Source organism: Amycolatopsis sp. NPDC004747 (genome assembly GCF_053601335.1).
The window spans coordinates 268,110-281,333 of the sequence record NZ_JBSGBQ010000001.1; the positions used below are offsets into that span (position 1 = coordinate 268,110).

The 13,224-nt window shown below is 71.9% G+C and carries 8 protein-coding genes; 3 read left to right on the forward strand and 5 right to left on the reverse strand.

Annotated features, from left to right (window positions below; translation table 11 throughout):
- Positions 1–11 precede the first annotated feature (11 nt).
- Together ACWEGE_RS01085 and ACWEGE_RS01090 are read right to left on the reverse strand one after the other, a co-directional pair.
- The gene (locus tag ACWEGE_RS01085) at positions 12–3,140 is read right to left on the reverse strand and encodes a GH92 family glycosyl hydrolase (RefSeq protein WP_449658413.1); all 3,129 of its coding nucleotides are present in this window, start codon (positions 3,138–3,140) and stop codon (positions 12–14) included.
- Between the two features lie 79 nt (positions 3,141–3,219).
- Entirely contained in the window at positions 3,220–3,615 is a 396-nt protein-coding gene (locus ACWEGE_RS01090) for a RidA family protein (protein ID WP_449658680.1), read from the reverse strand.
- A 94-nt stretch (positions 3,616–3,709) separates the two neighbouring features.
- Between ACWEGE_RS01090 and ACWEGE_RS01095 the strand changes: the two genes are divergently transcribed.
- Positions 3,710–4,648 carry a helix-turn-helix transcriptional regulator gene (locus ACWEGE_RS01095; RefSeq protein ID WP_449658414.1) on the forward strand — a complete coding sequence of 313 codons (939 nt, stop codon included), beginning with the start codon at positions 3,710–3,712 and terminating at the stop codon, positions 4,646–4,648.
- Here ACWEGE_RS01095 and ACWEGE_RS01100 read toward each other — a convergent pair.
- Together ACWEGE_RS01100 and ACWEGE_RS01105 are read right to left on the reverse strand one after the other, a co-directional pair.
- On the reverse strand, positions 4,645–5,553 hold the full coding sequence (locus ACWEGE_RS01100; RefSeq protein WP_449658415.1) for a hypothetical protein: 909 nt from the start codon (positions 5,551–5,553) through the stop codon (positions 4,645–4,647). The two genes, ACWEGE_RS01095 and ACWEGE_RS01100, sit on opposite strands and share 4 nt — an antisense overlap.
- A 110-nt stretch (positions 5,554–5,663) precedes the next feature.
- Positions 5,664–9,989, reverse strand: coding sequence for a GH92 family glycosyl hydrolase (locus ACWEGE_RS01105; RefSeq protein WP_449658416.1), 4,326 nt, complete (start codon positions 9,987–9,989; stop codon positions 5,664–5,666).
- A 148-nt stretch (positions 9,990–10,137) separates the two neighbouring features.
- On the opposite strand from ACWEGE_RS01105, the gene ACWEGE_RS01110 reads away from it, so the two are divergent.
- Positions 10,138–11,769: a tannase/feruloyl esterase family alpha/beta hydrolase gene (locus tag ACWEGE_RS01110; RefSeq protein ID WP_449658417.1), complete on the forward strand. Its 1,632-nt coding sequence runs from the start codon at positions 10,138–10,140 to the stop codon at positions 11,767–11,769.
- Between the two features lie 41 nt (positions 11,770–11,810).
- Positions 11,811–12,455 (forward strand): class I SAM-dependent methyltransferase, encoded by a 645-nt coding sequence (locus ACWEGE_RS01115; RefSeq protein WP_449658418.1) that lies wholly within the window; start codon positions 11,811–11,813, stop codon positions 12,453–12,455.
- On the opposite strand, the gene ACWEGE_RS01120 is transcribed toward ACWEGE_RS01115, so the two are convergent.
- Positions 12,445–13,197: an AraC family transcriptional regulator gene (locus tag ACWEGE_RS01120; protein ID WP_449658419.1), complete on the reverse strand. Its 753-nt coding sequence runs from the start codon at positions 13,195–13,197 to the stop codon at positions 12,445–12,447. The two genes, ACWEGE_RS01115 and ACWEGE_RS01120, sit on opposite strands and share 11 nt — an antisense overlap.
- Positions 13,198–13,224 lie beyond the last annotated feature (27 nt).

The window sequence follows — 13,224 nt, forward strand, 5'->3', positions numbered from 1 at the left end:
CGGGCAGTCGTTCATCGAGCAAGGAGCTCCCACTGGGCGAGGGTGGCGCGGCGGCCGCGGGTGGCGGTGATCCGCAGCCGGTAGCGGGCGTGCGCGGCCGGGGTGGCGAGGACGAACGGGCGGGTCTGGCACCGCCAGCGGAACAGTTCGCCGTCGCGTTCGTCGAGGGTGGTCCAGTCTTCGCCGTCAGTGTCGTCGGAGCCTTCCAGCACCCACGCGCTCGGGTCGCTGCCGCGGGTGCCGGAGGTCAGCGTGTACATGGTCACCTCGCGGGGTTCGCCGGTGACGGTGAACTCGATCGCCGGGGCGGCGCTGCGGAAGGTGACCTGGGTGCGGGTGGTGTCGTCGAACAGGGCGCCGACCTTGGTGCCGTCGGAGCTGGTCGCGGTGCCGGTCAGGTCGGTCACCGGGGCCGGCCGCTCGGCCGGGGGCGGTGGGGCACCCCAGCCGGTGGGTTCGGTCGTCAGGTCGAAGACCAGCTCGGCGCCGGCGGCGAGGGTGGCGTGGCCGATCGAGGTGGCGTCGTGCGGTTCGCCGTTCACCGTGAGCCCGCGGACGTAGACGGTGTCGGCGGTGTTGCCGGGGGCGTGGACGACCAGCTTCCGGCCCTCGCCCAGGTGCACGGTCGCCTTCTCGAACAGCGGCGAGCCGATGGCGTAGCGCGGGCTGCCCATCTGCAGCGGGTAGAAGCCCAGGGCACTGAAGACGTACCAGGCGGACATCTCGCCGTTGTCCTCGTCCCCGGGGTAGCCCTGGCCGATGTCGCTGCCGAGGTAGAGCCGCCGCAGCACCTCCCGCACGACGGCCTGGGTCTTCGCGGGCGCGCCGGCGTGGTTGTAGACGTAGGGGATGTGGTGGGAGGGCTGGTTGGAGTGGCCGTACTGGCCCATCCGGACGTCGCGGGCCTCGGTCATCTCGTGGATCAGGCCGCCGTAGGCGCCCGGCCGCCGTCCGGTCTCCGGGGTGGCGAAGAACGTGTCGAGCTTGGCTTCGAGGGCCTCGGTGCCGCCGTGCAGGGCGGCCAGGCCCGGGCCGTCGTGCGGTGCGGTGAAGGCGGTGTTCCAGGCGTTGGTCTCGACGAAGTCCCCGCCCCAGGCGGCCGGGTCGTAGCCTTCGGGGGCGAACTTGCGGCGGCCGTCGCGGTGGCGGCCCTGGAAGAAGCCGATCGCCGGGTCGAAGTGGTGGACGTAGTCCTTCGCCCGCTCGCGGAAGTAGGCCGCGTAGCCGGCATACGTCCGGGCCCGCGCCCCTTCGCTTTCGCGGGACAGCGCTTCGGCGAGGTTGGCCAGGCCGAAGTCGTTGATGCACCCCTCCAGCGCCCAGGACAGTCCCTCGTGGACCGACACCGGCGTGTAGTGCAGGAAGATCGACTCTTCGAGGCCCTTGCGGCCGACCGCGCGGCGCGGCGGGGTGACGGTGGCGTTCTTCAGCCCGGCGTCGAAGGCGGCCTCGACGTCGAACCCGCGAACTCCCTTGAGGTAGGCGTCGGCGAAGGCGACGTCGGAGCTGGTGCCGGTCATCAGGTCGGCGTAGCCGGGGGAGGACCAGCGGGCGATCCAGCCGCCTTCGCGGTACTGCTGGACGAAGCCGTCGATCATCCGGCCGCAGCGTTCCGGCGTGAGCAGCGCGTACGCGGGCCAGGTGGTGCGGTAGGTGTCCCAGAAGCCGTTGTTGACGTACAGCTCGCCGTCGACGACCTTCGCGCCGGTCCGCCGCCGGGTGCTCGGCCACCAGCGCCGCACGACCGGGCTGGCGTGCCGGATGCCCTTCGGCGTGTTCTCGTGTGCCTCGTTCGGGTAGAGGAACAGCCGGTAGAGGTTCGAGTACAGCGTCGTGCGCTGGTCTTCGGTGGCGCCTTCGACCTCGACGCGGCCGAGCTCCTCCTGCCACCGCCGCCTCGCCTGCGCCGTGACCTCCTCGACCGTCGTCCCGGCCGGGATCTCCAGCTCCAGGTTGCGCTTGGCCTGGGCCAGGCTGATCAGCGACGTCGCGATCCGCAGCGTCACGTCGGGGCCGTCGAACTCGAAGTAGCCCGAGACCCGCCGCCACGGCGGGAAGTGCACCTTGGCGCCCCGGGTGGCCGGGGCGTCGGTCACGGCGTAGACGAACATCCGGCGCGCCCCGGCCGACAGCCGGCTGCGGACGGTCGTGTACCCGGTGATCACGCCGGTGTCGGGGTTGATCCGGATGCGGCCGCGGTTGCGGACGTTGTCGAACAGCAGCCAGCCGTGCTTGCTCGGGAAGGTGAACCGCATGATCGCCGCGTGCGACGTCGGCGCGAGCTCGGCGGTCATCCCGTTGGCGAACCGGACGCCGTAGTGGTGCGGCGAGTCGGTCTCGTCTTCGTGGGAGAAGGCCAGGGCGCGCTTGCGGCGGTCGCGTTCGACCGGGCCGGTGCCGGGCACGACGTGGAAGGTGTGCCGGTCGCCCATCCACGGGCTCGGCTGGTGCGACAGCGCGAACGCCTGCAGGGCGGGACGGTTCTGCTCGTCGTTGTGCCGGTGGTAGGAGTAGAGCCAGTTGGTCACGCCGGCGTCGGTGACCGGGGTCCAGAAGTTGAACCCGTGCGGCACGGCCGTGGCCGGGAAGTTGTTGCCGCGGGAGAACTCGCCGCTGGAGTGCGTGCCGCGGGTCGTGCGGACGCAGTCGACCGGGTCGCGCGGCGGCTCGGGGCGGTCGGCGATCCGGACGTCGTCGAGCCAGCCGGTGATCTCCCCGGGCGCGTCGGTGCGCAGCACGAGCCGGGCGATCCGGCGCCCGGCGAACGCCCCCAGCGGGCGGCGGACGAGGTTCCACTGGTCCACCCACAGCGTCTTGTCGTCGACCGGCTCGAACCCCGCGGAGGTGCCGTCGGCGAACTCGACGTCGAGGGCGACCCGGGTGGCGTGGTAGGCGGGGATGTCGCCGTCGGCCACCGGGAAGACCACATAGGACAGCTCGGTGCGCGCGGTCACCGGCGCGTCGAGTTCGAACAGGACGGCGCGGGGCCGGGCGGTGTAGCGCAGGGCGCGGGTGCCGGTGAAGCCGACGCCGGTCTTGGCCGTGGGGGAGCGGTCCGGGCCGCCGCCGACGTGCAGGCCGGGATCCGCCGGCTGCGGGTCGCCGGTTTCGAAGGACGAGAAGAACACCGCGTCGGACATGGGCTCACCGTATCCGCCGCCGAACGGCGCAGCGTGTTGAACGCTGCTGCCCGCGCCGGTGCGGGCAGCAGCGCCCGCGCTACGCCACGGCCGTGCCCTCGAGCTCGACCAGCTGGCCCGGGATCGCCAGCCGGCTCACCCCCAGCATCGTGGTGGCCGGGGCCACCCCGGCGGCGCCCAGCCGCGCCGCCAGCACGCCGTAGTGCGGGAACAGCCCGTCGACGTCGGTGGTGTAGACGTTCAGCCGGACCAGGTTCGCCAGGGACATGCCCGCCTCGGCGAGCACGGCCTCCAGGTTGTCCACGCTCAGCGCGAGCTGGGCGGCCACGTCCCCGTCGTGCCGGGGCTTGCCATCGGCGTCGGTCGAGGTCTGCCCCGAGCAGTACAGGGTGCGGGTCTGCCCGGCGACGAGCTCCCCCTGGTTGAAGCCCAGTTCCAGGGACCACGTCACCGGGTTGACCGCCGTTCGTTCCAGTGCCACTTCAGCTCCGTTCGTCGCGATTGCTGCGCCGGGGACCTTTCCGGGCAATCACGACATCCTGTGTCGTGTTTTCGCTACTGTTCTGCGGGTGCGTGCCGACCGGCTGGTCTCCCTGGTGCTGCTGCTGCGCCGGCGCGGCCGGCTGACCGCCGACGTGCTGGCCCGCGAGCTGGAGGTCTCCACCCGCACGGTGCTGCGCGACATCGACGCGCTCTCGGCGGCGGGCGTCCCGGTCTACGCCGAACGCGGCCGTCACGGCGGGTTCGCGCTGCTGCCCGGCTTCCGCACCGAGCTCACCGGCCTGAACCACGACGAAGCGCTGGCCCTGCTGACCACCGGGCGCGCGTTCGGCCTCGGCCCGGCGCTGGCCTCGGCGCTGCGGAAGGTGGCCGACGCCCTGCCCGAGACGCAGGTGGCCCGCGCCGAACGGTTCCTCGTCGAGCCCGAAACGGACCTGCTCTCCCGCCGGTCCGCGGCCGAGGAGGTGGACCACCCGGCGATGCTCGAGGTGCGCCGCGCGGTCCTCACCGGTCGCCGGCTGCGCCTGCACTACGCGGCCACCGGCCAGGAGCCGCGGTGGCGCACGGTCGACCCGATCGGCCTGGTCACCGTCCGCGACCGCGGCTACCTGCTGGCGACCAGGTCGGGCGCCGACCGGACCTACCGGCTGGCACGGATCACGGCCGCCGAGTGCCTCGCGGAACCGGCCCAGCGGCCGGACGAGGTCGATCTCGGCCGGGTGTGGCGGCAGCGCTGCGCCGCCTTCCTGGCCGAAGGGCACCTCGCGGTGCGGGTCCGGGTGCGTCCGGGCCGCCGGGAAGACCTGCTGGGCACGGCGGTGGCGGTCCGCGCGGAGGAACCCGGGGCCGACGGGTGGCTGCGGTTCGAGGTCACCTACCAGGACGCCTGGCACGCCGAGTGGGCGCTGTGGCAGCTGGGCCCGGACGCCGAAGCCCTGGGCCCAGCGTCGTTGCGCACGGCCCTGCGCGCCCGGGCGACGGCGATCGCCGACCGCTACGGCGGCTAGCTCGGCTGCCGTGGCTTGAACTGGCGTCCCAGCCAGCCGGAGAGGCCCGCCGAATCGAGCAGCCAGAGCCCGCCGACCGCCAAGGTCGCGCCGGTCGTCATGCAGATCAGGCCCGCGACGAATTCCTTTGCGCCGAAAGCGATCCAGCCCAGCCCGACGAGCGAGAAGCCGGCCGTCGCCAGCAGCGTTCCGGTGAGTGCGTCATGGCGTTCCGCGAAGGAGAAGATGATGGCGGCTCCCACCCAGCACGCGCCGCCGACGACGGCGAGCAGGGCGGCGACGAGATGTCCGTGGCCGCCCCACGCGAAGCCGGTGACGATCCCGAGTATGCCCAGCACGCTGAGCCGGGCCCACACCATCGGGTTCGTCCGCAGGGTGCGCATGGTGATCCCGGTGGGCCCGAGGAGGCTACGCCGATTGCCCAGGCACAACAGCCCCGCCAGGGCGACGCTGCCCGCCGCGCCGGTGAGCAGGATTCGTCCCGTCGCGGTCGCGGCATGAACGGCCTCGGTCGCTCCGACGGCTCCCACGGTGAACACGCTGACGCCGAACAAGGTCGCCAGCGCGCCGGCCCGGTCCTGTGCGGCCAGGGCCGCACACATCGCGCAGACGACAGAGGCCACCGCAATCGGGCCGGTCCACGACGGCGGCGTGGTCACGAGCAGCCCGACCCCCGTCACCGTGAGGTAGAGCAACGCGCGCGGGAGGTGCGTGGCGATGTCCTGCGCCGGCTCGAGCCGGCTCAAGAAGTACACGAACAGCGCCACCACCACGACGGCGCCGACCAGCAGCGGGTGCATCGCGTCGTACAGGCCGTTGGCCCCCGCGCCGATCGACAGCATGTTCAGGCCTTGGACCAGCCACCACGGCAACCGGGCCTGCGGTGATCCGTCAGCGGACGACATGCGCCCAGGATCCCCCGGCCGGAGCGGCCACGTCCACATCCCGGCGGAACCACCGTGGCGCCACGCGGTGCGGCCGGTTGCACCGCACCGCGTGGCGACCTCGAACGGACCTACATCTTCGCGCACTGCCCGGCGACCGGCCCGCGGACCGTGTTCGACAGGTCGTGGTCGGTCGGCGCCGGGTTGTTCACCGCGCACGCCAGCGGGCCGCCGACCGTGCTCGAGGTCAGCACCGGCCCGTGGTTGCCGGTCAGCGCCACCGGGCCGCCGATGTCGGTCAGCTCGATCGACACCACCCCGGTCGCCCCGGTGATCGCCACCGGACCGCCCACCTTCGTGCGGTTGAGCACCACCTGAGCGGCACCGGTCGCCGCGAGCGGGCCCTTCAGCTCCCCGCCGCGGACGACCAGCGACGCCCCGAGACCGACCGTGACCGGGCCGGACACCGTCGCGTTCTCCAGGCACACCGTGCCCGAGGTGATCGACAGCGGCCCGGACGACACGCCCGAGATGGTGCGAGTGCAGGCCGCGTCCGGCTTGCCCAGCAGCTCGAACTCCGCCAGCTGCGCCGGGGCGCCGGTGCTGGTCGCGGTCACCTCGAGCCGGTAGTAGGCGTAGTGCGCCGGGTCGGCCACCTTGAACGCGCGGGTCTGCTGCCGCCAGCTGAACGCCTGGTTCTCCTGCCGGTCGGCCACCGCCCACGTCTTGCCGTCGTAGGAACCCTTCAGCACCCAGCTCTTCGGGTCGCCCGCCCCGGTCTGGGACGTCAGCGTGTAGTTCGTGACGGCTTCGTCGGTGTTGTTCAGCTGGTACTGTACGGCGCCGGTGACCGCCGCCTGCGTCCGCGAGGTGTTGTCCACCAGCGCGGCCGCGTTCGAGCCGTCCGAAGTGGACAGCGTGCCCCGGCCCGGGCCGGTTTCGTCGTGCAGCGGCGCCGGGGCGGCGTCACCCTGGGTGATCGACTTCGGCGCGTCGTTCGGGCCGGTGCCCCACGACGACGGGTTCGGGCCCATGCCGAAGTCGATGACCCCGCCGCGGGCGATCAGCTCGTGCGGCAGCGACGTCGAGGAGTACGCCTTGCCGTTGACCTTCACGCCCTGGACGTAGAGGTTCTTCGCGCTGTTCTTCGGCGCGTTGATCACCAGGTCCTTGCCGCCGGCCAGGTGGATCGTGGCCTTCTTGAACAGCGGCGACCCGATCGCGTAGTCCGGGCTGCCCATCTGCAGCGGGTAGAAGCCCAGCGCGCTGAAGGTCCACCACGCCGACTGCTCGCCGTTGTCCTCGTCACCCGCGTAGCCCTGGCCGATCTCGCTGCCGGTGTAGAGCCGCGAGAGCGCCTCGCGGACCTTCTCCTGCGTCTTGGCCGGCTGGCCCGCGTAGTCGTACATGTAGAGCGTGTGGTGCGAGGCCTGGTTGGAGTGGCCGAGCTGGCCCATCCGCACGTCGCGGGCCTCGCGCATCTCGTGGATCACGCCCCCGTACGTACCCGGGAAGTTGGCGGTCTCCTGGTCGGCGAAGAAGGCGTCCAGCTTCTTCGCCAGGCCCGCCTTGCCGCCGTAGAGGTTCGCCAGGCCCTGACCGTCCTGCGGCACGGAGAACGCCATGCCCCAGCCGTTGGTCTCGGTGTAGTCGATGCCCCACACCCGCGGGTCGTAGTCCTGCGGCGACCGGCTGAACTTGCCCGCCGCGTCCCGGCCCTGGAAGAACCCGACACTCGGGTCGAACAGGTTCACGTACTGCTGCGCGCGGCTGGTGAAGTACTCGTAGTTGGCCAGGTACTCCGGCTTGCGCGGGTCGCTCGCCGGGGCTTCGTCGTAGAGCTTCTTCGACAGGTTGGCGATGCCGTAGTCGTTGACGTAGCCCTCGATCGACCACGAGAACCCGTGGTCGGCGGTGTTGGGCGAGTAGCCGAGGAAGATGCCCTCGTCGATGCCCTTGCGGCCGACGGCGTTGTTCGGCGGGGTCACCGTGGCGTTCTTCAGCGCCGCGTCGTAGGACGCCTTGACGTCGAAGTTGCGCACGCCCTTGAGGTAGGCGTCGGCGAAGGCCACGTCCGAGCTGGTGCCGGTCATCAGGTCCGCGTAGCCGGGGGAGGACCAGCGCGAGATCCAGCCGCCGTCGCGGTACTGCTGCACGAACCCGTCGACCATCTTCCCGGCCATGTCCGGCGTGAGCAGCGAGTACGCCGGCCAGGTGGTGCGGTAGGTGTCCCAGAACCCGTTGTTGACGTAGGTCTGGCCGTCGACGATCTTCGCCCCGGTCTGCGTCGGGGTGTCCGCGCCCACCTTCGGCGAGACGAAGCTGGCGTACTGGTACTTCGGCGTCTCCTTCGTGCCGGTGTTCTCGAACCCGGAGTTCGGGTAGAGGAACAGCCGGTACAGGTTCGAGTACAGCGTCGTGAGCTGGTCCTTCGACGCGCCCTCGACCTCGATCACCTTCAGCTGCTCGTCCCAGGTCCGCTGCGCGGCGTCGCGGACGGAGTCGAAGGTCGCGTTCGGCGCGATCTCCTGCGTCAGGTTCTTCTTCGCCTGGTCCACGCTGATCAGCGAGGTCGCGATCCGCATGGTCACCGTCTTGTCGGCCCCGGCGGCGAAGCGCAGGTAGCCGGTGACGTTGTCGCGGCCCTGGCCGGTGAGCTTCCCGCCCGCGGTGACCGGCTTGTCGAAGGTGGCGTAGACGAACATCCGGCCCGCCCCGGCCGACAGGCCGCTCTTGACGTCGGTGTAGCCCGAGAGCGTGCCGTTCGCGGTGTCGAGGGTCAGCCCGCCCTGGTTCTTGTAGTTGTCGAAGATCAGGCTGGAGTCGCTGCCCGGGAAGGAGAACCGGAACACCGCCGCGTGGTCGGTCGGGGCGATCTCGGTCCTGATCCCGTTTTCGAACTGCACCCCGTAGTAGTGCGCGCGAGCGGTTTCGTTGTCGTGCTTGAACGCCAGCGCCCGCGCGTCGCGGTTGGCGTCCGGGACGCCGGTGGCCGCGGACGGCATCACCTGGAAGGTCTGCCGGTCGCCCATCCACGGGCTCGGCTCGTGGCTGACGGCGAAGGCCTGCAGTTCCGGCAGGTTCTGCTCGTTGTTCTGGCTGTGGTAGTTGTACATCCACCGCACGTCGCCGTTGTCGGCGTTGGCGTCGGTGACCGGGGTCCAGAAGTTGAACCCGTGCGGTACCGCCGTGGCCGGGAAGTTGTTGCCGCGGGAGAACGTGCCGTTGGCCATCGTGCCGCGCGTGGTGAGCACGTTGTCACTCGGGCGGGTGCTGGCCGGCGGGGTCGGCGTCGCGGAGATCTTGACGTCGTCGAGCCAGCCCTGCAGCGAGCCGGGGCCGTCCGGGTTGTCGAAGCCGACCAGGATCCGGTCGATCGTCTTGCCCTTGGCGACCGTGCCGATCGCCGAGCGCACCAGGTTCCACTGGTTGGTGTAGAGGACCTTGCTCCTGCCCTGGCCCTCCGGCGTGAGCGGGAAGCCGTACTGGTCGGTCGCGCCCAGGTCGCGCAGCCGGGTGCCGTCGGTGAAGACCAGGTCGATCGCGACGTTGGTGCTCTGGTACTTCAGGTCACCGGTGATGAACTGCGGCTGCACCTTGTAGGACAGCTCGGTCGAGGGCACGACGGGGACGTCGACGTCGAAGACCTTGTTGTAGGACCAGCCGTGGGCCTGGGTCTGACTGCCGGAGTAGCGGAACGCCTTGAGCCCGGTGAAGCCGACGCGGTTCTTGTTCGTGTAGCCGGTGGTCGGGCCGGCGTCGGTGAAGCTGCGCATGTTCGGCAGCGGCGGCGGCGCCGGCTCGTCGTTGGCCAGCAGCAGCTCCGACAGCTGCAGGATCGGCCCGCCGTTGTTGCGGGTGATGTCGAGGCGGAAGTACCTGTACGCCGCCATCGGCGCGGCCAGCGGGTAGTCCTTCTGCTGGAACCGCGCGGTGAACGCCTGGTCGGTCTGCTTGTCCAGGTCGGTCCAGTTCGACGCGTCGTTGGAGCCCTGCAGGGTCCAGTCCTTGGGGTCGCGTTCGGCGAAGTCGTTGGCCGAGGAGATCGCGTAGTGCGTGATCGACGTCGGCTCCGACAGCGTGATCTGCGCCGAGGCCGTCGGGTCCCAGGACAGCCACTTGGTGTCGGTGGTGCCGTCGACGAGGTTGGAGACGACCTCGCCGCCGCTGGTGTTCTCGCTGGTGGCGCTGGTTTCGGTCACCTTGCCGCGGATGTCGCCGGGGATCGCGGTGCCGTTCGCGCCGTTGATCCCGGACGCGCGCGGCTTGCCCGCCGCGTCGGTGTCGACCGTGTCGGTCCAGGTCGGCTGGACGTCACCGGGCTCGAAGGAGGACGAGAAATCGGCGGGCAGGGCGTCTTCGGCGGCGGACGAGGCCGCGGGGAGGGCGACCAGGCCGGCGGCGACCACAGCGGCGGTCACCAGGAAGGCAACCGGCGGTCTGGCGCTTCGGGGCATCGTTGCTCCAAGCTCGGAGGGCGGATTCAGCAGCGCCGCGCGGGCGGGGACCGGCGGCGCCAACGAAGGGAAACGCGCGGGTGACATCGATGTCAAGACCGCTCGCCAAACCTGGCCGGAATCAGACAACGCGGAAAACGGGGGCCCGATGAGAACGTTCAGGATCTGCACCGCCATAGCCACCTTCACGCTCGCCACCACCACATTCACCCCGGTCGCCGCCGCCGCGGCGACCGAGGCGGCCATCCGGCCGGTCACCGCCTGCGCCGACCTGGCCCGCGGATTCGCCCTCCCGGGCGCGCCCACCCACGTCACCTCCGCGGTGGTCGTCCCGGCCACGGCGACCGACCCCGAATACTGCGGTGTCGCCGGCTACGTCGAACCCGCCGTCCGGTTCGAGCTGCGCCTGCCCACCAGGACCTACGCCGGGCGCTACCTGCAGTACGGCTGCGGCGGCTTCTGCGGCCTGGTCAACCCGCCCGCCTTCGCCGACTGCGGCCTGCCCCACGGCGGCGACTTCGCGGTCGCGGCCACCGACGACGGGCACGTCGGCAAGACCCCCGCCGTCGTCGACGACGGCAGCTGGGGCGCGCACGACCAGGCCGCCCGCAACGACTTCGAATTCCGCGCACCCCACGTCGTCTCGCGCGCCTCGAAGGCCATCATCCAGGCCTTCTACGGCGCCCCGCCGCGCAAGTCCTACTTCAGCGGCTGCTCCGACGGCGGCCGCGAAGGCCTGCTGCTCGCCCAGCGCTACCCCGCGGACTTCGACGGCATCGACGTCGGCGCCCCCGCGAACTACTGGGGCCCGCTGCTCGGGGTCTACCAGACGTGGCTCGCGCGGGTGAACAGCGCCGCCGACGGCAGCCCGATCCTCACCGCCGCCAAGCTGCCCGCCCTGCACAACGCCGTCCTCGCCGCCTGCGACCGCCTCGACGGGCTCGCCGACGGCCAGCTCGACGACCCGCGCACCTGCCGCTTCGACCCGGCCACGCTGACCTGCACCGGCGCCGACACCCCGACCTGCCTCACCCCGGCCCAGGTCGCCGTCGCCGGCAAGCTGTACTCGCCACCCACCGACGAGCGCGGCACGCTGCTCTACCCCGGCGGCCAGCTGCCCGGGTCCGAGCTGTCCTGGGCCGGGTGGATCATCGCCACCCCCGAGACCGGCGGCTTCGCCTTCGCCCGCGACCTCGCCGACAACTACCTGCGCTACCTCGGCTACCCGATCGGCGCCCCGGCCGCCACCGTCGACACCTTCGCCTTCACCCGGCGCGAATTCGACCGGCTCACCCCGGTCGGCGTCCGCTACGACGCGCTGAGCCTCGACCTCTCGGCGTTCCAGCGGCGCGGCGGCAAGCTGCTGCTCTGGCACGGCTGGAACGACGAAGCCATCCCGCCCGCCGGCACGCTCGACTACTACCGGCGGCTCACCCACGGCCGGCCACAGGACTGGGCCCGGCTGTTCATGGTCCCGTCGCTCTACCACTGCGGCGGCGGCAGCACGCTCACCCGGTTCGACCCGCTCAAGCAGCTGGTCGCCTGGGTCGAACGCGGCACCACCCCCACCGTGGTCACCGCGACCGGCCAGAACGCCGACGGGACCGGCACCCGCACCCGGCCGGTGTTCGCCTACCCGCAGCGGGCGGTCTACGACGGCACCGGCAGCATCGACGACGCCGCCAACTTCCGGCCCGCACCGCCGTCCTCGCCGGCCCGCGACGTCGTCCACTGGGCCGGGGAGCGGCTGTACGCGATTCCGGGGCCGGTCGCTCCGTAAACCGGTCTCGCGGGTCCGGCGTCGTCGCTAGGGTCACGATCATGACGACGCCGGAACCCGCCGACCGCGTACTCGCCCGCGCCTCCCTCGCCGAAGGCGACCCCACCGCCTGGTTCGACCAGCTCTACACCGCCGCCGCGCGCGGCGAGGCCGAGGTCCCGTGGACCCGCGGCAAACCGGGCATCGACCTCGCCGCCTGGGCCGGGACCCACCCGGGAGCCGGCCGCCGCGCCCTGGTCGTCGGCAGCGCGCTGGGCGACGACTCGGAACTGCTCGCGGCCCACGGCTGGGCCGTGACGGGCTTCGACGTCGCCCCGACCGCCGTCGCGGCGGCCAAGGCCCGGTTCCCGGAGTCCGAAGTGGACTACGTGGTCGCGGACCTGCTGAACCCGCCCTCGGAGTGGACACAGGAGTTCGACCTGGTCGTGGAGATCATGAACATCCAGGCCATGCCCCGCGACTTCCGCCCCGCGGCGCTCAAGTCACTGGCCTCGTTCCTCGCCCCGGGCGGCACCGCCATCGTGTGCGAGGTGGCGGAGGAGAACATGGACATGGCGAACTGGCAGAGCCCGCCGTGGCCGTTCAGCCGCACCGAGGTCGAATCGGTCGCCCAGGACGGCGTCCGGCTGCTCAGCCTGGAGACCGTCCGCGACGGCGCCCGCTACTGGGCCACCTTCACCCGTTAGCCCGGTGCCGGCCGGGGGTCGTCCCCACCACGGCCGTGAACGCCGCGATGAAGTGGCTCGGGTTCGCCCAGCCGCACGCCCGCGCGGTGTGGGCGGTGTCGTGCCCCTCGGCCAGCAGGACCAGGGCGTGGCCGATGCGCACCTGCGTGCGCCACTGGTAGAACGTCATGCCGAGCTCGTCTCGGAACAACCGGCTCAGCGTGCGCGGGCCGGCGCCGATCCGCTGCCCGAGCTCCGCCAGCGAGGTCGTGTCGCCGGGCTCCTCGTACAGCCGCCGCGCGATCGCCCGCAGCCGGTCGTCGCGCGGCTCGGGCAGGTGCAGCGGCTGCTCGGGGGCTTCGCGCAGCTCGTCGACCAGGACCCGGCGCAGGCGCGCGCTCGCGGCCCGGTCGTACTCGCGCGGGCCGGTGAGGGCCAGCAGCACCTCGCGGGCCAGATCCGACGCGGTGAACACCGCCGGGCGAGCGGGCACCAGCCGGGCCAGTGACGCCGGCAGGAACACGATCCGCATGTCGGTGTGGCCGTGCGCGCGGTGCCGGTGCACGAACCCGGCCGGGGTCCAGGCCACCCGGTTGGCCGGCACGATCGACGTCCCCCGCTCGGTGTGCACCGACAGCACGCCCCGGGCCGCGTAGACCAGGTGTCCCCGGTCGTGGACGTCCGCCTCGCTGGTGGCGCCCGGCGGCCACAGGTGCACGCCACCGGACGGCCAGATCCGCGAAGCTTGGCGGCCGATGGGCATAACTTGGCATTCTACCGGTGGTCGGCC

What these genes read in the sequence shown, in the direction of transcription:
- ACWEGE_RS01085 (WP_449658413.1), bottom strand. Translation starts at nt 3,140, where the DNA reads ATGTCCGACGCGGTGTTCTTCTCGTCCTTCGAAACCGGCGACCCGCAG.
- ACWEGE_RS01100 (WP_449658415.1), bottom strand. Translation starts at nt 5,553, where the DNA reads ATGTCGTCCGCTGACGGATCACCGCAGGCCCGGTTGCCGTGGTGGCTG.
- ACWEGE_RS01105 (WP_449658416.1), bottom strand. Translation starts at nt 9,989, where the DNA reads ATGCCCCGAAGCGCCAGACCGCCGGTTGCCTTCCTGGTGACCGCCGCT.
- ACWEGE_RS01110 (WP_449658417.1), top strand. Translation starts at nt 10,138, where the DNA reads ATGAGAACGTTCAGGATCTGCACCGCCATAGCCACCTTCACGCTCGCC.
- ACWEGE_RS01115 (WP_449658418.1), top strand. Translation starts at nt 11,811, where the DNA reads ATGACGACGCCGGAACCCGCCGACCGCGTACTCGCCCGCGCCTCCCTC.
- ACWEGE_RS01120 (WP_449658419.1), bottom strand. Translation starts at nt 13,197, where the DNA reads ATGCCCATCGGCCGCCAAGCTTCGCGGATCTGGCCGTCCGGTGGCGTG.